Genomic DNA, 19252 nt, shown 5'->3' on the forward strand with positions numbered 1-19252 from the left:
CCGCTTTGCGGCCCTTTCGCGCTGCAAGACCGCGCCCGCCTCGGCAGTGGCGACATTGACAGTGCACCTGGGCGCTAGCGCTTCATGCACCGTTGGTAACGCTCGTCCACCCGCCCTGCAAACCACGCCGTGGTCAGCTTGCGGGTAATCTTCGGGCTCTTCAGTTCGATCCCCGGCAGCACCGCTCGCGGGAGCGGCTTGCCAGCGGCCGCGTCGGCCAGGGCAAATACCCCGGCGTACAGCTTGCTGTCCTCGAACGCCAGGCTGTCGCCGTCCTCCAGTTGGCGGCGAATCTGCGGGTTGCGCAGCCCCAGCTTCCCGCCCACTTTGCGCGCCGCCGTTTCGGTCGCGCCCGGCATGATCGACCCCGGTGCGATCAGGTCGCCGTCCAGCGCCAGGCGCACACCCGTGACCTTGCTCAGCGCCGCTTGAAAAGCCGCATTGCGGCTGGCGTACCAGCCCGCATTGAAATCGGCGAAACGATAGAGCGGGCGTTCGTAGCTGGCTGGGTAACCCAACAAGTGGGCGATACCGAAGTACATGCCACCGCGCCGGGTGAACACCTCCTGGCGAATGCTGCCGTTATGGCTGTAGGGGTACCCCTGTGCATGCTGTTCGGCAAAGTCGATGCTGACCTGCATCGGCCCGCCGGTGTGCACCGGGTTCAGCCCGCCAAGCAAGGTCCTGCCCAACGGGAGCCGGGCAATGACCTCGTCGTACAATTCGCTCAACTGTTTCTCGCTGCGCACTGCCTGTAGCCGCTGCTGGTAGCTTTGGCCGTTGCCAGACGGCGTTTTCAACGCACCATCGATCAGCAGCCTGGGGATGTGCAGGCGCGCGGCGCGGCGGTCGATTTCTTCACGGGCGATACGCCCCAGGTTGGGCACCTGTGGGTCGGCCGTGAAGGTCGACTCCTGCTCGGTGACCGCCAACACGGCACACAGGTTGCTCTTGCTGGGGGTGATGCGCTGGGCCTCGAAGGCCACCTGGATGTCCTTGGCCCAGCCCTCGCGGTCGCGGGCTTGCGTGGGCAGCAATCGCAGCAGTTGGGCGCGAACCTCGGCCGGGTCCGCTGCGGGCACTTCTTCGCGGCGCCCGGCGCAACCTTGCAGCAGTGCAAGGGCCATCATGCCTGCCGCCCATAACCGGCCGTTCAGGGCTGTTCACCGACCAGGTAGGTCTTGCTGATGTGGCGGAACAACGGATGCGCCGCACTCCCCATCAGCTCGAACAGCACCATTTCCCGGGTCACGACCTGCGCACCGGCTTCGCGCATGCGCGTCAGGCCCGCCGCCTTGCTGGCCGCCGTGCGGCTGTCACAGGCATCTTCGACCACGAACACCTGCTTGCCTAGCGCCAGCAGGCCGAGCACGGTCTGCAGCACGCAGACATGGGTCTCCATGCCACACACGATCACCTGTTCACGGGCCATCAGGCTGTCGGGCAAACATTGGGCGGCAACGCAGGAAAAATGGCTTTTCTCCACCACCTGGGCGGCCGGTGCCGCCGCCAGCAACTCGGCCAGGGTGTGGCCCAGACCGTTGGGGTACTGTTCGGAAATCACCACCGGCAGCTCCAGCTCGGCGGTCGCCGCCAGCAGCCAGCGGGCCCGCGCCCGGGTGCCTTCGGCGTCGCTCATGGCGCCGATGAGCTTTTCCTGGATGTCGACGACCAGCAGCGTGGCCTTGTGCGGTTCGATCAGCATGCTCTGCCCCTTGCCTGGGAAAAGGCCTAGCCTCCCCCAGGCAAGCGGTGACGTCAATCAGGCGGACAGGCGCAACGGTTGCAGCGAGGCAGTGAGGGCGTCGAGCACACGGTCTTCATGCTCGTGGATGAAGAAGTGCCCGCCGGGGAACATCTGCAGCGAAAACTCGCCGTGAGTTTCTTTGCCCCAGGCCCGCAGTTGCTCGTCATTGGCCCGGTCATCAGTGCCGGCCAGCACATGCAGCGGGCAGCTCAGGGCCGGCCGCTGACGGTAGGCGTAGGTGCCGCACAGCAGGAAATCGGCGCGCAGTGTCGGCAAGGTCAGGCTCATCAACTCGGCATTGGCCAGCACTTCCTCGGGCGTACCTTGCAGCTCACGCAGCTCGCTGATCAGCTCGGCGTCGGTTTTTGGCTCGCGCCAGCGCCTGCCATCGTAATCTTCGCGCCGGGTCGGGGCCGCCGTGCCGCAGGCAAACAACGCCAGCGGCGCCGGGCAGCCCAGCGCTTGCAGCTCATGCGCCAGCTCGAAGGCCAGCAAGGCACCCAGGCTGTGGCCCAGCAACGCGTAGGGTGCATTGGCGGCCAGGCGCTGCTCGCTGGCCAGTTGCCGGGCCAGCGCCTGCATGTCGGTGTGCAGCGGCTCGGCCATGCGGGAGCCGCGCCCGGGCAGCTCCACCGGGCGTACCTGCACCCACGACGGCAGCTTGCGCCGCCAGCGGCTGTAGACCATGGCGCTGGCCCCCGAGTACGGCAGGCACAGCAGGTTCAGTGCGGTCACTGGGGGGCGGCTTCGGCCATTTTCTGGCGCAGGCTGAGGGGGCGCATGTCGGTCCACACCTCGTCGATGTACGCCAGGCATTCCTTTTTCAGGCCGCTTTTGCCCACTGCACGCCAGCCGTTGGGGATGGCTTTGTAGTCGGGCCAGATCGAGTATTGCTCTTCGTGGTTGACCACTACCTGGAACTGGATATCTTCGCGGTCGAATACAGAAGTCATTGCCTGTCTCCTTGAATGATGAGTACCGCTGCGCGCTTGGCGCAGGAGGCTTTCAAGTAGACGTAGCAAGCCGGCGGAAAATTAACTTCATCTCATGCATCGCGCAGCAGGTCGTGGGTATCGAGCAGGCGGAACGCAACCTCGGGATTGCGTTCCAGCCCGCGGCGGATCGCCGCCGGGATCGCCTGCCGGGTCTTGCGGCACAGCCCGGGCTGGTTATCCAGTTCGATGACGATGCCGCGCATGGTCCGCACTTCATTGAAGCCCGGGGCGATGTGCACGCGAATGCCAAGATTGTCGAACAGGCGCTGCTGCAGGCGGTGCAGGTCTTCAAGGTCTTTCAGGTTTTCCAGGCGCTCGAGCAGGCGCTTTTCTTCCTGGCGGGTCAGCAGGAGTATGCGCTGGGCGGTCTGCGGGTGGTCGGCCAGTTGTTCGCGGCCACAAATGCAGGCGCCAGGGGGGCAAGGCTGGCGCAACGGTGGAGAGCTGGTCATGGGCCAAGCATAGCCAGTTTTTGCGGGCGCTTGTAGAAGCGGTCTTTATATCGCCCGTGCCTTGGCTTTACAACTGCAGCAAGCGCTCGCGCAGGAAGTTCACGAACCCTTGCACCGGCCGCGCCACCTGCCGGTGCTGCGGGTACACTGCCGACAGCTGCAAAGCTGGCGGCCGCCAGTCATCCAGCACCGTGACCAGGCGCCCATCGGCCAGCGCTTGCCCTACGATGAAGGTCGGCAGGTAAGTCACCCCCATGCCGGCAATCGCCGCGTCCCTTAGGATTTCACCATTGTTCGCGCGCATGCGCCCGGCCACCTGAATCGCCTGGGCCTTGCCAGCCTGCCGAAACTGCCACTGCACCTGCCGCGAATGCCCATACGGCAGGCAATCATGCCCGGCCAGGTCCTCCGGCTTGGCCGGCACACCGCGCGCCGCCAGGTAGCTCGGGCTCGCGCAGTACACCCGCTGCACATCGGCGATGCGCCGGGCGATCAGGCTGGAGTCCTCCAGCGCGCCAATCCGCAACGCCAGGTCATAGCCTTCGCCGATCAGGTCCACCGCCCGGTCACTGAGGTCCACCTCCACATCCACCTGCGCATGCAACTGCAGAAACTCGGTCAGCAAACAGCCCAGGTGCGCCATGGCGAACGACAATGGCGCGCTCAGGCGCAAGGTGCCGCGCAAGGCCTGGGCCTGGCCGCTGATGTCGTGCTCCACCTGCTGCACTTCACCCAGCAGGCGCATGGCCGACTGGTAGTACTGCTGCCCCAGCGGCGTGGCATCCAGGCGCCGGGTGGAGCGGTTGAGCAGGCGCACGCCCAGGCGCGCTTCGAGTTGCATCAGGCGCCGGCTCACCGATTGCTTGGACATCCCCAGGCGGTCGGCGGCGGCAGTAAAACTGCCGGCCTCCATCACCTGGGCAAAGATTCGCATGTCTTCGTAGGGGTTCATTGTCTCGCTCTTGGTGACAGTAAAACGCTTTATAGCGGCTTTTTCCCACGAGCGCACCTGCCTAATCTACGCACAGGTCGCAGCGATGGCCGAGCAGGCCAGGCAAGACGACCATTCCCGACACTTGCACAGAAAAGGATTCGCCCATGAACATTGTCCACAAAACACTCACCGCCTCGCTTCTGGCGCTGTCCGTTTCCAGCGCGTTCGCAGCGGGAAGCCCAGGCGTGGAGCAACGCACCCAGGCCTTCCTCGAAGCCCTGGAGCAAGGCGGCGGCAAGCCACTGGAGCAACTCAGCCCGAAAGATGCGCGCGCGGTGCTGACCGGCGCCCAGGCCTCGGTCAAGGTTGACCTCTCCGGGATCGAGGTGAAGGAACGCACCATCGAGGCCGACGGCCAGTCGATCAAGCTGCAGGTGGTTCGCCCGGCCAATGTCAAAGGGGCGTTGCCGGTATTCATGTTCTTCCATGGCGGCGGCTGGGTGCTCGGTGACTTCCCGACCCACCAGCGGCTGATCCGTGACCTGGTGGTTGGCTCTGGGGCAGTGGCGGTGTATGTCGACTACACCCCGTCGCCGGAGGCGCACTACCCAACCGCGATCAACCAAGCCTATGCCGCGACCCGCTGGGTGGCCGAGCACGGCCAGCAGATCGGCGTGGATGGCAAGCGCCTGGGCGTGGCTGGCAACAGCGTCGGTGGCAACATGGCGGCGGTCGTGGCGCTGAAGGCCAAAGAAGCTGGCACCCCGGCCCTGCGCTTCCAGCTGTTGCTGTGGCCGGTGACGGACGCCAGCTTCGAAACCGCTTCGTACAAACAGTTTGCCGAAGGGCACTTCCTGACCACCGGCATGATGAAGTGGTTCTGGGACAACTACACCACGGATGCCAAGGCGCGGGAACAGATCTACGCCGCGCCGCTGCGGGCTACCACCGAACAGTTGCAAGGCTTGCCGCCAGCGCTGGTGCAAACAGCCGAGTTCGACGTGCTGCGTGATGAAGGTGAGGCCTATGCCCGCAAGCTGAATGCCGCCGGCGTGCCGGTGACCTCGGTGCGCTACAACGGCATGATCCATGACTACGGGCTGCTCAACCCGCTGAGCCAGGTACCGGCGGTCAAGGCGGCAATGCGCCAGGCTGGCGCCGAACTCAAAGCGCACCTGAACTGAGCCCATGACCGGAAGACCTGCCCAGGCCCAATCGAGATGTTGGCGCTCGGTCACCTGGGCTTGGACCGAATGCTGATAGAACTGCCAGTAGCCGCCACTTTTTTCCTGTGCGCAAATTGCACCAAAGCCCACGATAGCTATGCGTGCGGCTGTGCTACTCCACTCAGAAAAAGGTGCTCGCCAATGTGGACACGAATAGCCCTGTCGCTTCTAACCCTGGCAAGTTTGATCGGTTGCGTGTCGCACACGTCCCCTGTGCTGCCTGCCCGTCCGCCCGCGCAGACTCAGGCACTCACAAGCGCAACAGCCAAGTCACAGCAGTTGATCGAATTGAACAAGCGGGGTGAACAGGCGGTTATGCAACTGAAAGTCTGGTACGACTCGGTCACCGAAGACTGCGGTGGGCCTGACAAACCCAGCTACCTGTGCAGCGGTTTTGAAATGCGTGCCACCGGTTTCAGCCCAGAATCGCTACCTTGGGACCCGAGCCGCAAGCACTTGGATAAAGGCGCCATAGCGTTTTCCTGGGTGCGCCGTGACACCAACTTCGGCAGGGCGGCGGAACGCTTCAATGGTTATTTGTTCCCGCCGCTGCAGGCCATCCCGCACGGCAAGCTGCGCGAGCTCGAAGTACTGTGCACCTTCCCCATCGATGGTGGCACGGACAACCGCGAAACCGCGCAGGGGTGCGGCCCGCATGATGGGTTTGAGAGCACCACGGATGCGTGCCAGAAGGTCGGCGTGAAGGATGCCGAAGCGTGGTTGGCAACGTACAGCGAAGATGACATCAGAAAATCAAGAGTCTGCGGGTGGGACCTTCGCGAAGCACCCGCGAACATGAGGGCCCGGTGGTTCGAGATGCCGATAAAAGTCAGGGCAGGTTTGAGCGCCGATGCGTGGATGGGCTACAACGAGATTTTGCTCCCAGCCTGGCAAGTCGGCGTGGGCGCCGACTTGCCTGTTTTCGCATTTTTCTATGTCGAGGGTCAGACGCAGGCTGGCTTGCTGGCGCAGTTCGACCAGTTCCGGTATCACGCAGCGTATGGCCAGGCGGTGCCTGTAATCCGAATCAAGCTGCCCACGGCGAAGGATCAGGTTATGCAGCTAACCTACGATGAGCAAGACCAAGCGGTAGGTCGCCCCATCGTGACTTCGGAGGTCGATTTCGAGTCCGAGCAGGTCGGTGACCGCAAGGAATTCAAGGTTGACCAGACGACATTCAAACTACATGGCACGGGAGGGATCAGCGACGATTCGCACAGCGGCGATGGAAGCGCCATAAAGGCAAAACATCTTACGTTCGACGGTTCAACCGAAATTCTGCTGCCTGGCACAGGTACCCGCCGCGTAAGTTACGACTGGGGGTGCAGTGATCTATGTACCAGAGATCTCACCTTTACGGACAACCACAAACGGCTGAGTGACCGTGAAGGTATGCATTATGGGTCCGATGAGCTAACGGTGAACGGCCCGGAAATCCTGCACCTTCACATGGTTGAAGACGGCGAAAATCCGCGCATGGTCATCGACAACGTGCACGTTACGCAAGCGCCTTGAGCTTCTGTTTTGCCAGTAGTGCCCCTATCGCCGGCTCGCCGGCGTCAGGGGCATCAACCAACACTCACGGCCCCACCCCTTCAACGATGATCACCTCGGCCTTCGCTACCCCTTGGCGATGGCTGCACGCCTCCTGGTACAGCTCAGACCGGTAACACGCCACCGCCTGCGCGTAGGAATCGAATTCGATCACCACGCTACGCTGAGGTGTGGGCCGCCCTTCCAGCGCCTCGCTGCGCCCGCCACGGGCCAGAAAGCGGCCACCGAACGCCTGGAAGGCAGCCGGGGCGCGTTGGGTGTATTGCTGGTACTGCTCCGGGTCGGTCACGTCCACATGGGCGATCCAATAGGCCTTCATGCACTTTCTCCTGATTCGTCGATATTTGTGTATGATGGTATACCATAAAAATGACACCACCACAGCGAGCGTGCAACATGGCTTTCAACACCATCGAGGAACTTCTCGAGGACTACCGGCAAGGCAAGATGGTCCTGCTGGTGGATGACGAGGACCGCGAAAACGAAGGCGACCTGCTGATAGCCGCCGAGCGTTGCGACGCTCAGGCCATCAACTTCATGGCCCGCGAAGCGCGGGGCCTGATCTGCCTGACCCTGACCGACGATCACTGCCAACGCCTGGGGCTGGAGCAGATGGTACCGGCCAACGGCAGTGTGTTCAGCACCGCGTTCACCGTGTCGATCGAGGCTGCCACGGGCGTCACTACCGGCATCTCTGCCGCCGACCGGGCACGTACCGTGGCCGCCGCCATGGCCCCCACGGCCCGCCCCGAAGACCTGGTCCAACCCGGCCATATATTCCCCCTGCGTGCCCGCGAAGGCGGCGTGCTGACCCGCGCCGGCCACACCGAAGCGGGTTGCGACCTTGCGCGCCTGGCCGGCTTCAGCCCGGCCTCGGTGATCGTCGAAGTGCTCAACGACGACGGCACCATGGCGCGTCGCCCGGACCTAGAGGTGTTCGCTGCACGGCATGGCATCAAGATCGGTACCATCGCCGACCTGATCCACTACCGCCTGAGCACCGAGCAGACCATCAAGCGCATCGGCGAACGTGAACTGCCGACCGTGCATGGCACCTTCCGCCTGGTCACCTATGAAGACCGCATCGAAGGTGGCGTGCACATGGCCATGGTAATGGGCGACATCCGCCGCGAGCAGCCAACCCTGGTCAGGGTGCATGTGATCGACCCCCTGCGCGACCTGGTTGGTGCCGAGTACGCCGGCCCCGCCAACTGGACCCTGTGGGCGGCACTGCAGAAGGTGGCCGAGGAAGGCAGCGGCGTGGTGGTGGTCCTGGCCAACCATGAATCCTCGCAGGCATTGCTGGAGCGGGTACCACAGCTGACCCAACCGGTGCGGCCTTACCAGCGCGGGCAGTCCAAGGTGTACTCGGAAGTGGGCACCGGAGCACAGATTCTGCAGGACCTGGGGGTGGGCAAGCTGCGCCACCTGGGGCCGCCGCTGAAATATGCGGGGCTGGCGGGTTATGAGCTGGAGGTGGTGCAGAGCATTCCCTTTGAGCCAGGCCTGGTGGGCTGACGCAGTGCCTTTTAGGCGCGGCCTTGCGTCGCGCCTACAGAGGTTCGCGCAAGCATGCAGAGGACAGAGTGATGGCCGGTCGCCTCATACCTCTTGCCAAAAGTTTGGAATACCATAATATGATATCCCGTAGACCTTAAATCTGCTGGCCGGCATCCACAACGCCAGATGGCCATCGACACTTTGTTTTAGCTGCTCCCCGAACACTATTGGCGGGCGCACCACAAGCCCAGCCTCGAATAACAAAAGCAACGAGGGCGTAACCATGCTGTTGAGCAAACGTGTAACCGCAGTGCTGTCTGCCAGCCTGCTGACCCTGGCATGTCAGGCCGCCCAAGCCGCCGACAGCCTCAACTTCGTCAGCTGGGGCGGGACCACCCAGGACGCCCAGAAAGAAGCGTGGGCCGTTCCCTTCACCAAATCGACCGACATCAAGGTAGTCCAGGACGGCCCGACCGACTATGGCAAGCTCAAGGCCATGGTCGAGAGCGGTAACGTGCAATGGGACGTGGTCGACGTGGAAGCCGACTTTGCCCTGCGCGCCGCCAGCGAAGGCTTGCTCGAACCCCTCGATTTCACCCAGATCAAGCGCGACAAGATCGACCCACGCTTTGTGTCCGACCACGGTGTCGGCTCGTTCTTCTTCTCCTTCGTGCTCGGTTACAACGAAGGCAAGCTCGGTGCCAACAAGCCAGTCGACTGGGCCGCGCTGTTCGACACCAAGACCTACCCTGGCAAACGCGCCTTGTACAAATGGCCCAGCCCAGGCGTGCTGGAACTGGCCCTGCTGGCCGACGGTGTAGCCCCCGACAAGCTCTACCCGCTGGACCTGGACCGCGCCTTCAAGAAGCTCGACACCATCAAGAAAGACATCGTCTGGTGGGGCGGTGGCGCTCAGTCGCAGCAATTGCTGGCCTCTGGTGAAGCTGCGCTGGGCCAGTTCTGGAACGGCCGCGTCTACGCCCTGCAGCAAGACGGTGCCCCGGTGGGTGTGAGCTGGAAGCAGAACCTGGTCATGGCCGATTTCCTGGTCATCCCCAAGGGCGCCAAGAACAAGGACGCGGCCATGAAGTTCCTGGCCAACGCCAGCAGCGCCGAAGGCCAGGCCGAGTTCGCCAACAAGACCGCCTACGCGCCGGTCAACGTCGACAGCGTGGCCAAGCTGGACAAGGACCTTGCACCCAACCTGCCTACCGCCCATGCCCAGGACCAGGTCACCCTCGACTTCGCCTACTGGGCCAAGAACGGCCAGGCCATCGCCGCGCGCTGGAATGAGTGGTTGGTCAAATGAAAGTCGCCATCAACGCCCTGCATAACGCCCAAGGTGCCCCCACGGGGGCTGGCGCTCCGGGCACCGTACCGCGCCGCGTGGGCCTGAGCCAGCGCTGGAAAGGCAGCCGCAACCTGCTGCCGGCCTTGCTGTTCCTGGGTCTGTTCTTTTTCGCCCCGCTGATCGGCCTGTTGCTGCGCGGGGTACTGGAACCAACGCCCGGGCTGGGCAACTACGAGCAGCTGTTCGCCAACTCGGCTTACGCACGGGTGCTGTTCAACACCTTCTCGGTGGCCGGTGTGGTCACCCTGATCAGCGTGCTGCTGGGGTTCCCGCTGGCGTGGGCCATCACCCTGGTGCCCAAAGGCTGGGGCCGCTGGCTGCTGAACATCGTGCTGCTGTCGATGTGGACCAGCCTGCTGGCACGCACCTACTCGTGGCTGGTGCTGCTGCAGAGTTCGGGGGTAATCAACAAGGCGTTGATGGGCATGGGCATCATCGATGCCCCGCTGGAGATGGTGCATAACCTGACCGGTGTAGTGATCGGCATGAGCTACATCATGATCCCGTTCATCGTGCTGCCGCTGCAGGCGACCATGCACGCCATCGACCCGATGGTGCTGCAGGCAGGCTCGATCTGTGGCGCCAGCCCGTGGACCAACTTCTGGAAGGTGTTCCTGCCACTGTGCCGCTCGGGGCTGTTTTCCGGGGCGCTGATGGTGTTCGTGATGTCGCTCGGTTACTACGTCACCCCGGCACTGCTGGGCGGGGCGCAGAACATGATGCTGCCGGAATTCATCATCCAGCAGGTGCAGTCGTTCCTCAACTGGGGCCTGGCCAGCGCCGCCGCCGCACTGCTGGTGTTGATCACCCTGGTGCTCTTCTACCTGTACCTGAAGCTGCAGCCGGAGTCCCCGGTTGGCAACCCGAGGTAAACCGCCATGCTCCTTTCCCCCAATGCCATGGGCCGCCCGCTGCGCACAGGCCTGTACCTGACCACCGGGGTGATCGCAGCCTTCCTGCTGCTGCCGGTAGTGTTCATCGTGTTGCTGTCGTTCGGGTCGTCGCAGTGGCTGGTCTTCCCGCCGCCCGGCTGGACCCTCAAGTGGTACGGCCAGTTCTTTTCCAACCCCGAGTGGATGGAGGCTGCACTGGCCAGCTTCAAGGTGGCCGTGCTGACCACCGTTGCGGCGGTGCTGCTGGGGTTACCCAGCGCGTTCGCCCTGGTGCGTGGCCGCTTCCCGGGCCGTGAACTGCTGTACGGGCTGTTCACCATGCCAATGATCGTGCCGCTGGTGATCATTGCGGTGGCGGTGTACGCGCTGTTCCTCAAGCTGGGCTATACCGGCACGCTGTTCGCGTTCGTGGTCAGCCATGTGATCGTCGCCCTGCCCTTCACCATCATTTCGATCATCAACTCGCTGAAGCTGTTCGACCAGTCGATCGAGGATGCCGCCGTGATCTGCGGCGCGTCGCGCCTGCAGGCGATCTTCAAGGTCACCTTCCCGGCCATTCGCCCAGGGATGATTGCCGGGGGCCTGTTCGCCTTCCTGGTGTCCTGGGATGAGGTGGTACTGAGCGTGATGATGGCCAGCCCCGACCTGCAGACCTTGCCAGTGAAGATGTGGACCACCCTGCGCCAGGACCTGAGCCCGGTGATCGCCGTGGCCTCGACCTTGCTGATCGGCCTTTCGTTGCTGGTCATGTTCATTGCCGCCGCCTTGCGCCGGCGCACCGAAAACGCCTGAGCGCGGAGATAACAACAATGAGTGCAGTGATCAAAGACAACGCGCACGGCAAGACCCTGGTCAGCCTGCGTGGCCTGAACAAGCACTACGGCGACTTCACCGCCGTGGACAACCTCGACCTGGAGATCCAGGACGGCGAGTTTCTGACCTTTCTCGGCTCCAGCGGCTCGGGCAAGTCCACCACCCTGTCGATGCTGGCCGGTTTCGAAACGCCGAGCAGCGGCGAGATCCTGGTCGACGGCCAGTCGCTGGTCAACGTGCCGCCGCACAAGCGTGATATCGGCATGGTGTTCCAGCGTTACTCGTTGTTCCCGCACCTGAACGTGCGCGACAACATCGCCTTTCCGCTGGCCATTCGCAAACTCAATGCGGGCGAAACCAGCAAGCGCGTCGATGCCATGCTCAAGCTGGTGCAACTGGAACAGTTCGCCCACCGCAAGCCGTCGCAGATGTCCGGCGGCCAGCAGCAACGTGTGGCGATTGCCCGCGCGTTGGTGTACGAGCCACGCATTCTGCTGATGGACGAGCCGCTCGGGGCCTTGGACAAGAAGCTGCGTGAAGACCTGCAGGACGAGCTGCGTCAGCTGCACCGCCGCCTCGGCATCACCATTGTCTACGTGACCCACGACCAGGAAGAGGCCATGCGCCTGTCGCAGCGCATTGCCATTTTCAGCCACGGCAAGATCGTTGGCCTGGGCACCGGCTACGACCTGTACCAGAACCCGCCGAATGCGTTTGTGGCATCGTTTCTGGGCAACTCCAACTTCCTGCGGATCAAGGCCAGCAGTAACGGCGCAGCCAGCTTCGAAGGCCAGCCGGTGGCCATCCGCCTGACCCCGGGGCTGGCAGCCTCGCAGGATGCGCTGATCATGGTCCGCCCGGAAAAAGCCCTGGCCCTGACTGCCGAGCAAGCCGCGCGCCAGCCGCTGCCGGCAGGCTGGAACGAGGTCAGCGCCAAGGTTGGCGAGGTACTGTTCCTGGGGGAAAGCCAAACCTGCCATGTGGTCACTGCTGGTGGTACCGAACTGACGGTCAAGGCACTGTCTGCAGCGGGTATGCCGATGCAGCCAGGGGACAGCGTGAAGGTGCGCTGGGCAGTGGCAGATGCCTGCATCTACACCGAATGGGCCGAGAGCGACCTGAGCAAATCGGCCGGCGCGCATTGAGACCGCCAGGGCCGCCTTGCGGCCCATCGCCGGCAAGCCGGCTCCCACAGGGATCGCATCAGGGCTGACAGGCGCTGAAGATGCTGCGGCTACCTTTGCCAGAAACCATAGAATCTCCCACAACGTACAGCACAGGTCTTGAGAACATTGCTATCGGTGTGGGAGCCGGCTTGCCGGCGATGGGCTGCACAGCAGCCTCGACAGCCTCAAGCCCATTGACTGTCACATTATCATCACGCCCCTGTCGTAATCTGCCGGCCAACTCTATGCCACAGGGCCACCCGGCATGCCGCGCCTGCTTGTGCTACTGCTCACCGTGCTACCACTGACCACCGTGGCTGAACCCGTTCATTTGCGTGTGCAAGGCTCCAATACCATCGGCGCAGCCCTGCTGCCGGCGCTGGTCGAGGGCCAGCTCCGTGCGCAGCAAGCCAGCGCGATCCAACGGCAAGCCGGCAAGCTGCCCAACGAAACCGTGATCACGGCCCGCGACACGCAGGGCCAACCGGTACGCATCGACATCGCTGCCCACGGTTCCAGCACCGGCTTCACCGCCCTGGTTGAGGGCGAGGCCGACCTGGCCGCCGCCTCACGGCCGATCAACGACAACGAAGTACTCCAGTTGCGAGCGTTGGGCGACCTGCGTGCTGCCGCTTCCGAGCAAGTCATTGCCCTGGATGGCGTGGCGGTCATTGTCCACCCCGACAACCCGCTGCCGCAGCTCAGCACAGGGCAACTGGCGCAAGTTTTCTCTGGTCAGATCCAGCGTTGGGAAGAATTGGGCATTTCCGGCGGGGCCATTCACCTGTACGCCCGTGACGACCGCTCCGGCACCTTTGAAACCTTCAAGGCACTGGTACTGGCGCCACAGCACGCGGCACTGTCAGCCCAGGCCCGGCGCTTCGAATCCAGTGACGAACTGGCCGCAGGGGTGAGCACCGACCGCCAGGCCATTGGCTTCAGTAGCCTGGCCGCCATTCACGGGGCCAAGGTGCTGGCGGTGGCTGAAGGGGACGCCCCGGCCATGCTGCCAGCGCGCGCCCTGGTGGCCAGCGAGGACTACCCCCTGTCACGGCGCTTGTACTTCTATCTGCCGGCCAACCCCAAACCACCCGCCAAAGCCCTCGCGGACTTCGCCCAAAGCCCGGCAGGCCAGGCCATCGTCGCCCAGCAAGGGTTCGTTTCGCAGCAGATACAGGCCCTGCCAGTGCCACCACAAGCAGGCATGCCGCCGCGCTACCGCAACCTGGCCAAGCAGGCACAACGGCTGAGCGTGAACTTTCGCTTTCAGGCAGGCAGCGCCAACCTCGACAACAAGGCCCTGCGTGATGTGCGAAGGGTCGCCGATTACCTGCACCAGGCCGGCAAGCTACAAGGCAAGACAGTGCTGGTTGGCTTCGGCGACCCCAAGCTGACCCCAGGCCGCGCTGCGCTGCTGTCGCGCTTGCGGGCGCAGGCGGTGCGCCGCCAGTTGGCACGTAACGGCGTCGCAGTGCTGCAGGTGACCGGCATGGGCGCTGAATTGCCTGTGGCCGGCAACGAACGTGAACAAGGGCGGCTGCACAACCAGCGTGTGGAGGTGTGGGTGTACTGAGCAACAGGGTGATGCTGTTCACGGCCGCCTGGCAAACAAATGTAACAGCTCCGGATTCGGCAGCGCAGGCAAACAGGTCTAGCCTTAACCCTATGTGATACCGGGCCCCTCTGACGGCTGCCACGCCGTGATGTCGGATCACTGTTGCCACGCAACGTCGACATTCAAGGAGGGGCTCATGACAGCTCTACAGGCGTTTCTCACCACCCCGTTCCTCGGTACCAGCACCTGGTTGTGGCTGGTGTTCATGGCCATTGTCATCGGCCTGCTGGTACTCGACCTCGGCATACTGCACCGTCACGAACGTGAAATCGGCATGCGCGAAAGCCTGCTGTTGTACTCCGGCTACTTCAGCATCGGCGTGCTGTTCGGCGGTTGGGTCTGGTTCCAGCTAGGCGCGCAATCGGCGCTGGAGTTCTACACCGGCTTCCTGGTCGAGCAATCGCTGTCGATGGACAACGTGTTCGTCATGGCCATGATTTTCAGCTATTTCGCCATCCCCCGCCGTTACCAGCACCGCGTGCTGTTCTGGGGCATCCTCGGGGTGGTGATCCTGCGCGCGATCATGATCGGGGTGGGTGCAGCACTGGTGCAGAACTTCGCCTGGGTGCTGTACCTCTTCGGGGCCTTCCTGCTGTTCACCGGGGTGAAGATGGCGCTGGCCAAAGAAGACAGCCATCCAGACCTGGCCAACAACCCAATCCTCAAGTTCGTGCGCCGGCACCTGCGGGTGACCGACGAGATCCATGGCTCGCACTTCTTTGTCCGCCAGACACCTCCGGGGCAGAACAAGGCCCTGCGCCATGCAACGCCGCTGTTCCTGGCACTGGTGCTGATCGAGCTGGCCGACCTGGTGTTCGCAGTGGACAGCGTACCCGCGATCTTCGCCATCACCCAGGACCCGTTCATTGTCTACACCTCGAACATCTTTGCCATTCTTGGCCTGCGCTCGCTGTACTTTGCGTTGTCGGCGCTGATGCACCGGTTCGTATACCTCAAGTACGCATTGGCGCTGGTGTTGATCTTCATCGGCTGCAAGATCTTCTACCATGGCATGGTCGGCAAGGTGCCGGCGTTGCTGTCGTTGGGTGTGACGTTCGGGCTGTTGCTGGGTGGGGTGGTGATTTCGCTGCTCAAGACGCGGGGGCAGAAGCCGGCTGTGGTGGATCAGCCGCCGGCACACGATACCCCCCAAGCCAATGCCGGCCACAAAGAGTAGGCCTGACGAGAATCAGCCTGCCTCACCGCCCGCTGCGCAACATCTCTGCCGGCACATACTTGCCAATCTCATACTTGCCGATCGCCGCCCGGTGCACTTCATCGGGCCCGTCGGCCAGGCGCAGGGTGCGTTGCATGGCGTACATGTACGCCAGCGGAAAATCGCCGCTCACCCCTGCCCCGCCATGCAGCTGGATCGCCCGGTCGATCACCTTCAGCGCCACGTTCGGCGCCACCACCTTGATCTGCGCGATCTCGCTGCGCGCGACCTTGTTGCCGACCGTGTCCATCATGTACGCCGCTTTGAGCGTGAGTAGCCGGGCCATGTCGATTTCCATGCGCGAATCGGCAATCTTGTCGACGTTGCCCCCCAGGCGTGCCAGAGGCTTGCCGAAGGCGGTGCGCGCAACCGAGCGCTTGCACATCAGCTCCAGCGCCCGTTCGGCCATGCCGACAGAACGCATGCAGTGGTGGATACGCCCAGGGCCCAGACGCCCCTGGGCGATCTCGAAGCCGCGGCCCTCGCCGAGGATCACGTTTTCGTAAGGCACCCTTACGTTCTCGAACAGCACCTCGGCGTGGCCATGCGGGGCATCGTCGTAGCCGAATACCGGCAGCGGGCGAACAATCTTCACACCAGGCGTATCGGTTGGCACCAATACCATCGAGTGCTGCTGGTGACGCGGGCTTTCCGGATTGGAGAGGCCCATGAAGATCATCACCTTGCAGCGCGGGTCGCACGCACCAGACGTCCACCATTTGCGCCCGTTGATCACCCACTCGTCACCGTCACGCACCGCGGTCGCGACCATGTTGGTCGCGTCCGAGGAAGCCACATCCGGTTCGGTCATGGCGAAGGAGGAACGAATCTCGCCCCGCAGTAGCGGCTCCAGCCACTGGCGTTTCTGCGCCTGGCTGCCGTAGCGCACCAGCACCTCCATGTTGCCGGTATCCGGGGCCGAACAGTTGAACGGCTCCGGGCCGAGCAGTGAGCGGCCCATGATTTCGGCCAGCGGCGCGTACTCCAGGTTGCTCAGGCCAGCGCCGTACTCCGACTCGGGCAGGAACAGGTTCCATAGCCCCTCGGCGCGGGCCTTGGCCTTGAGCTCTTCCATGATCGCGGTGGGCTGCCAGCGGTCACCCTCGGCGACCTGGCGATCAAACACCGCCTCGGCGGGGTAGACATAAGCATCCATGAACGCGGTGACACGCTCGCGCAGTGCCTGGACCTTGGGCGAATAGGCGAAATCCATCGGGGTTACCTTCACGGTTCGAAGAACATGGCCAGAGCCTAGAGCAGCGCAATCCGATCCACCTAGTCTATTTTCAGCGTGTATGAACATTCATAACCGATATATGATCGGCAGATAACTCCAACAAAGAGCGGCGCCCATGAACCTCAGCAAGGTCGACCTCAACCTGTTCATCGTGTTCGATGCGATCTACACCGAAGCCAACCTCACCCGCGCCGGGCAGATTGTCGGCATCACCCAGCCGGCGGTGTCCAACGCACTGTCGCGCCTGCGCGAAACCTTCAACGACCCGCTATTCGTGCGCACTGCGCAAGGCATGGTGCCCACGCCCATGGCGCAGAACATCATCGGCCCGGTACGCAACGCCCTGGCGCTGCTGCGCACCTCAGTACAGGAAAGCCGCATTTTCAACCCGCAACAGGCCAACAAAACCTTCCGTATCAGCATGACCGACCTGACCGAAGCGGTCATTCTGCCGCCCCTGTTCCAGCGGCTGCGCCGCCTGGCGCCGGCGGTGCTGATCGAGAGTTTCCTGTGCAAGCGCCGTGAAACCACCAAGGAGCTGGCCGCAGGCCGCCTGGATTTTGCCATCGACGCACCGTTGAACACCGACCCCCAGGTCCGCCACGTGAAGTTGATGCAGGACCGCTATGTCTGTGCCCTGCGCCAAAGCCACCCGCTGGCGGACAGCAAACTGACCCTCGACAGCTACCTGGGCATGACCCATATCCACATTTCCAGCCGCCGCAACGGCCTGGGGTATGTCGACCTGGCCTTGGGCAAGATGGGCGTGCAACGCAAGGTCGCCCTGCGCTCGCAGCACTACCTGATGGCCTCGCAAGTGTTGCAGCAGACCGACATGGCAATGACCGTCCCGGAGCGTTTCGCTCGCCGTCATCAGCTGCGCTACCACCCGTTGCCGGTGGAGGTCCCGGCCCTGGAAACCCACCTGTACTGGCACGAAAGCACCGACCAGGACCCGGCCAACCGTTGGATGCGCGAGCAGATCACCGAGCTGTGCCAACGTGTGGTAGCCGACGAAGAAAAAGCGCTTGAACCTGCCTAAAATGCGCGCTGAAACCGGTCGATGCGTATCACGATGTGCTGTGCGAAAGAATGAATCGAGAAAAATATTCTCCAAAAAGGCAATCAAATAGAACAAGCATGCAAATACGCCACAAATAGCTCAGCGGGAAGCGAAAAGCATCTTTCGGCCACACGATAGGCTGATGCCAACGATCGCCGACCCCACGGCGACAGACATGGACATGCCCCGATGCCTAACGCCCCGCTGTACTTCGATTACGCCGCCACTACCCCGGTCGATGACCGGGTGGTCGAAACCATGCTCGCCTGCCTTGGCCGCCAGGCCAACTTCGGCAACCCGGCCTCCAGTGGCCATGCCTACGGCCAGGCCGCCCGCAGTGTGGTGGACCAGGCCCGCCAGCAAGTGGCCGAGCGCATTGGCGCCCCGGCCCAAGCGCTGGTATGGACCTCTGGCGCCACCGAGTCGAACAACCTGGCGCTCAAAGGCGTTGCCAACGGCATCGACCACCCCGGGCACCTGGTCACCAGCCTGCTGGAACACAAAGCCGTACTCGACACCGTGGCCGAACTGGAGCGCCAAGGCTGGGCGGTCACGCGCCTGGCACCTGATGCCCGTGGCCTGATCCAGCCCGCGGCGGTACAAGCCGCGTTGCGCGCCGATACCCGCCTGGTATCGCTGATGGCCGTCAACAATGAACTGGGCACGGTCACCGACGTTGCCGCCATTGGCGAGTGCGTTCGCGCGCATGGCGCCCTGTTGCACGTGGACGCCGCACAGGCAGTGGGCAAACTGGCGATCGACCTGCGCGCGATGGCTGTCGACCTGATGTCGTTCTCGGCGCACAAGGTCTATGGGCCCAAAGGCATCGGCGCCCTGTACGTCGGGCCTCGCGCGCGCCCGGTACTGCGCGCACAGATCCACGGCGGTGGCCATGAGCTGGGCCTGCGCTCCGGGACCTTGGCCACCCATCAGATTGCCGGCATGGGCAGTGCGTTCGCCCTGGCCGGGCAGCCCGGCGACAGCGAGTACCTGCGCCTAGCGCAGCTGGCCACGCGGCTGCAGGAAGGCTTGCTGAAGTTGCCCGGGGTCAGCCTCAATGGCTGCGCCACGCAACGCATCCCGCACACCCTGAACCTGTGCATCGACAGCCCGGGCTTCAACAGTGCGGCGCTGGCCAGCGAACTGGCGTTGTCCACCACCTCGGCGTGCAACTCGGGCAGCAACATGGCGTCCCACGTGCTGCTGGCGCTGGGGCTGAATGAGCACCAGGCGCGCAACAGCGTGCGCCTTAGCATCGGCCGTTTCAGCACCGACGCCGAAGTCGACAAGGCGCTGGAGGTGTTTGCCAGGGTACTGGCTGCGGCGTCGGCAGCCTTGTGGTAACCCGCCTCTTGCGCGGGCCCTGTGGGAAATTCTATGGTTTCTGGCAAGGGTAGCCGCAGCATCTTCAGTGCCTGTGAGATCGAGCGCCGCCCGCGCGGCGCATCGCGAGCTGCGCTCGCTCCTACGTTTGTTTCGGGCCAGTAACC

General features: G+C 63.5%; 19 protein-coding genes. 11 read left to right on the plus strand and 8 right to left on the minus strand.

From position 1 onward, the window contains the following. Positions 1-74: 74 nt before the first annotated feature. From EGJ22_RS02890 to EGJ22_RS02915, 6 genes are all read right to left on the minus strand, one after another. The gene (locus tag EGJ22_RS02890; protein WP_284147828.1) at positions 75-1130 is read right to left on the minus strand and encodes a DUF1615 domain-containing protein; all 1056 of its coding nucleotides are present in this window, start codon (positions 1128-1130) and stop codon (positions 75-77) included. A 23-nt stretch (positions 1131-1153) separates the two neighbouring features. Beyond that, positions 1154-1705, minus strand: coding sequence for a hydrolase (locus EGJ22_RS02895; RefSeq protein ID WP_029887291.1), 552 nt, complete (start codon positions 1703-1705; stop codon positions 1154-1156). Between the two features lie 57 nt (positions 1706-1762). Then, entirely contained in the window at positions 1763-2482 is a 720-nt protein-coding gene (locus tag EGJ22_RS02900; protein ID WP_029887292.1) for a thioesterase II family protein, read from the minus strand. Beyond that, positions 2479-2700, minus strand: coding sequence for an MbtH family protein (locus tag EGJ22_RS02905; RefSeq protein WP_009686443.1), 222 nt, complete (start codon positions 2698-2700; stop codon positions 2479-2481). Before EGJ22_RS02905 ends, EGJ22_RS02900 begins: the two co-directional genes overlap by 4 nt. 92 nt (positions 2701-2792) lie before the next feature. After that, on the minus strand, positions 2793-3194 hold the full coding sequence (locus EGJ22_RS02910) for a hypothetical protein (protein ID WP_125920116.1): 402 nt from the start codon (positions 3192-3194) through the stop codon (positions 2793-2795). A 67-nt stretch (positions 3195-3261) separates the two neighbouring features. Then, on the minus strand, positions 3262-4146 hold the full coding sequence (locus tag EGJ22_RS02915) for a LysR family transcriptional regulator (protein WP_029887294.1): 885 nt from the start codon (positions 4144-4146) through the stop codon (positions 3262-3264). 146 nt (positions 4147-4292) lie between these two features. Here EGJ22_RS02915 and EGJ22_RS02920 point away from each other — a divergent pair, with 146 nt between their 5' ends. Then, positions 4293-5312, plus strand: a complete 1020-nt coding sequence (locus EGJ22_RS02920; RefSeq protein ID WP_029887295.1) for an alpha/beta hydrolase — start codon at positions 4293-4295, stop codon at positions 5310-5312. A gap of 183 nt (positions 5313-5495) precedes the next feature. Next, positions 5496-6869, plus strand: coding sequence for a hypothetical protein (locus EGJ22_RS02925; protein ID WP_029887296.1), 1374 nt, complete (start codon positions 5496-5498; stop codon positions 6867-6869). A 64-nt stretch (positions 6870-6933) separates the two neighbouring features. Here the strand turns inward: EGJ22_RS02925 and EGJ22_RS02930 are convergent, their stop codons facing one another. Continuing rightward, positions 6934-7227 (minus strand): DUF1330 domain-containing protein, encoded by a 294-nt coding sequence (locus EGJ22_RS02930; RefSeq protein ID WP_029887297.1) that lies wholly within the window; start codon positions 7225-7227, stop codon positions 6934-6936. Between the two features lie 77 nt (positions 7228-7304). Between EGJ22_RS02930 and ribBA the strand changes: the two genes are divergently transcribed. From ribBA to EGJ22_RS02965, 7 genes are all read left to right on the plus strand, one after another. Then, positions 7305-8426 carry a bifunctional 3,4-dihydroxy-2-butanone-4-phosphate synthase/GTP cyclohydrolase II gene (gene ribBA / locus EGJ22_RS02935; protein WP_029887298.1) on the plus strand — a complete coding sequence of 374 codons (1122 nt, stop codon included), beginning with the start codon at positions 7305-7307 and terminating at the stop codon, positions 8424-8426. 265 nt (positions 8427-8691) lie between these two features. Then, positions 8692-9717: an ABC transporter substrate-binding protein gene (locus EGJ22_RS02940; RefSeq protein WP_029887299.1), complete on the plus strand. Its 1026-nt coding sequence runs from the start codon at positions 8692-8694 to the stop codon at positions 9715-9717. Further along, positions 9714-10631, plus strand: a complete 918-nt coding sequence (locus EGJ22_RS02945) for an ABC transporter permease (RefSeq protein ID WP_029887300.1) — start codon at positions 9714-9716, stop codon at positions 10629-10631. Before EGJ22_RS02940 ends, EGJ22_RS02945 begins: the two co-directional genes overlap by 4 nt. A gap of 6 nt (positions 10632-10637) precedes the next feature. Further along, a complete protein-coding gene (locus EGJ22_RS02950; protein WP_009686434.1) occupies positions 10638-11444 on the plus strand; it encodes an ABC transporter permease in 807 nt (268 codons plus the stop codon). A 17-nt stretch (positions 11445-11461) separates the two neighbouring features. Then, positions 11462-12610 carry an ABC transporter ATP-binding protein gene (locus EGJ22_RS02955; RefSeq protein WP_009686433.1) on the plus strand — a complete coding sequence of 383 codons (1149 nt, stop codon included), beginning with the start codon at positions 11462-11464 and terminating at the stop codon, positions 12608-12610. Between the two features lie 286 nt (positions 12611-12896). Continuing rightward, the gene (locus EGJ22_RS02960) at positions 12897-14204 is read left to right on the plus strand and encodes a substrate-binding domain-containing protein (RefSeq protein WP_064314600.1); all 1308 of its coding nucleotides are present in this window, start codon (positions 12897-12899) and stop codon (positions 14202-14204) included. 178 nt (positions 14205-14382) lie between these two features. After that, positions 14383-15423, plus strand: coding sequence for a TerC family protein (locus tag EGJ22_RS02965; protein ID WP_033744827.1), 1041 nt, complete (start codon positions 14383-14385; stop codon positions 15421-15423). 22 nt (positions 15424-15445) lie between these two features. Here EGJ22_RS02965 and EGJ22_RS02970 read toward each other — a convergent pair whose 3' ends face one another. After that, on the minus strand, positions 15446-16675 hold the full coding sequence (locus tag EGJ22_RS02970; RefSeq protein ID WP_029887303.1) for an acyl-CoA dehydrogenase: 1230 nt from the start codon (positions 16673-16675) through the stop codon (positions 15446-15448). A gap of 139 nt (positions 16676-16814) precedes the next feature. Here EGJ22_RS02970 and EGJ22_RS02975 point away from each other — a divergent pair, with 139 nt between their 5' ends. After that, complete coding sequence (locus EGJ22_RS02975; protein ID WP_029887304.1) at positions 16815-17741, plus strand: LysR family transcriptional regulator; 927 nt, start codon at positions 16815-16817, stop codon at positions 17739-17741. Between the two features lie 210 nt (positions 17742-17951). Then, positions 17952-19106, plus strand: coding sequence for a cysteine desulfurase family protein (locus EGJ22_RS02980; protein WP_029887305.1), 1155 nt, complete (start codon positions 17952-17954; stop codon positions 19104-19106). Positions 19107-19252: the final 146 nt, after the last annotated feature.

This window comes from Pseudomonas sp. p99-361, from assembly GCF_003935475.1.
Taxonomy (GTDB): domain Bacteria; phylum Pseudomonadota; class Gammaproteobacteria; order Pseudomonadales; family Pseudomonadaceae; genus Aquipseudomonas; species Aquipseudomonas juntendi.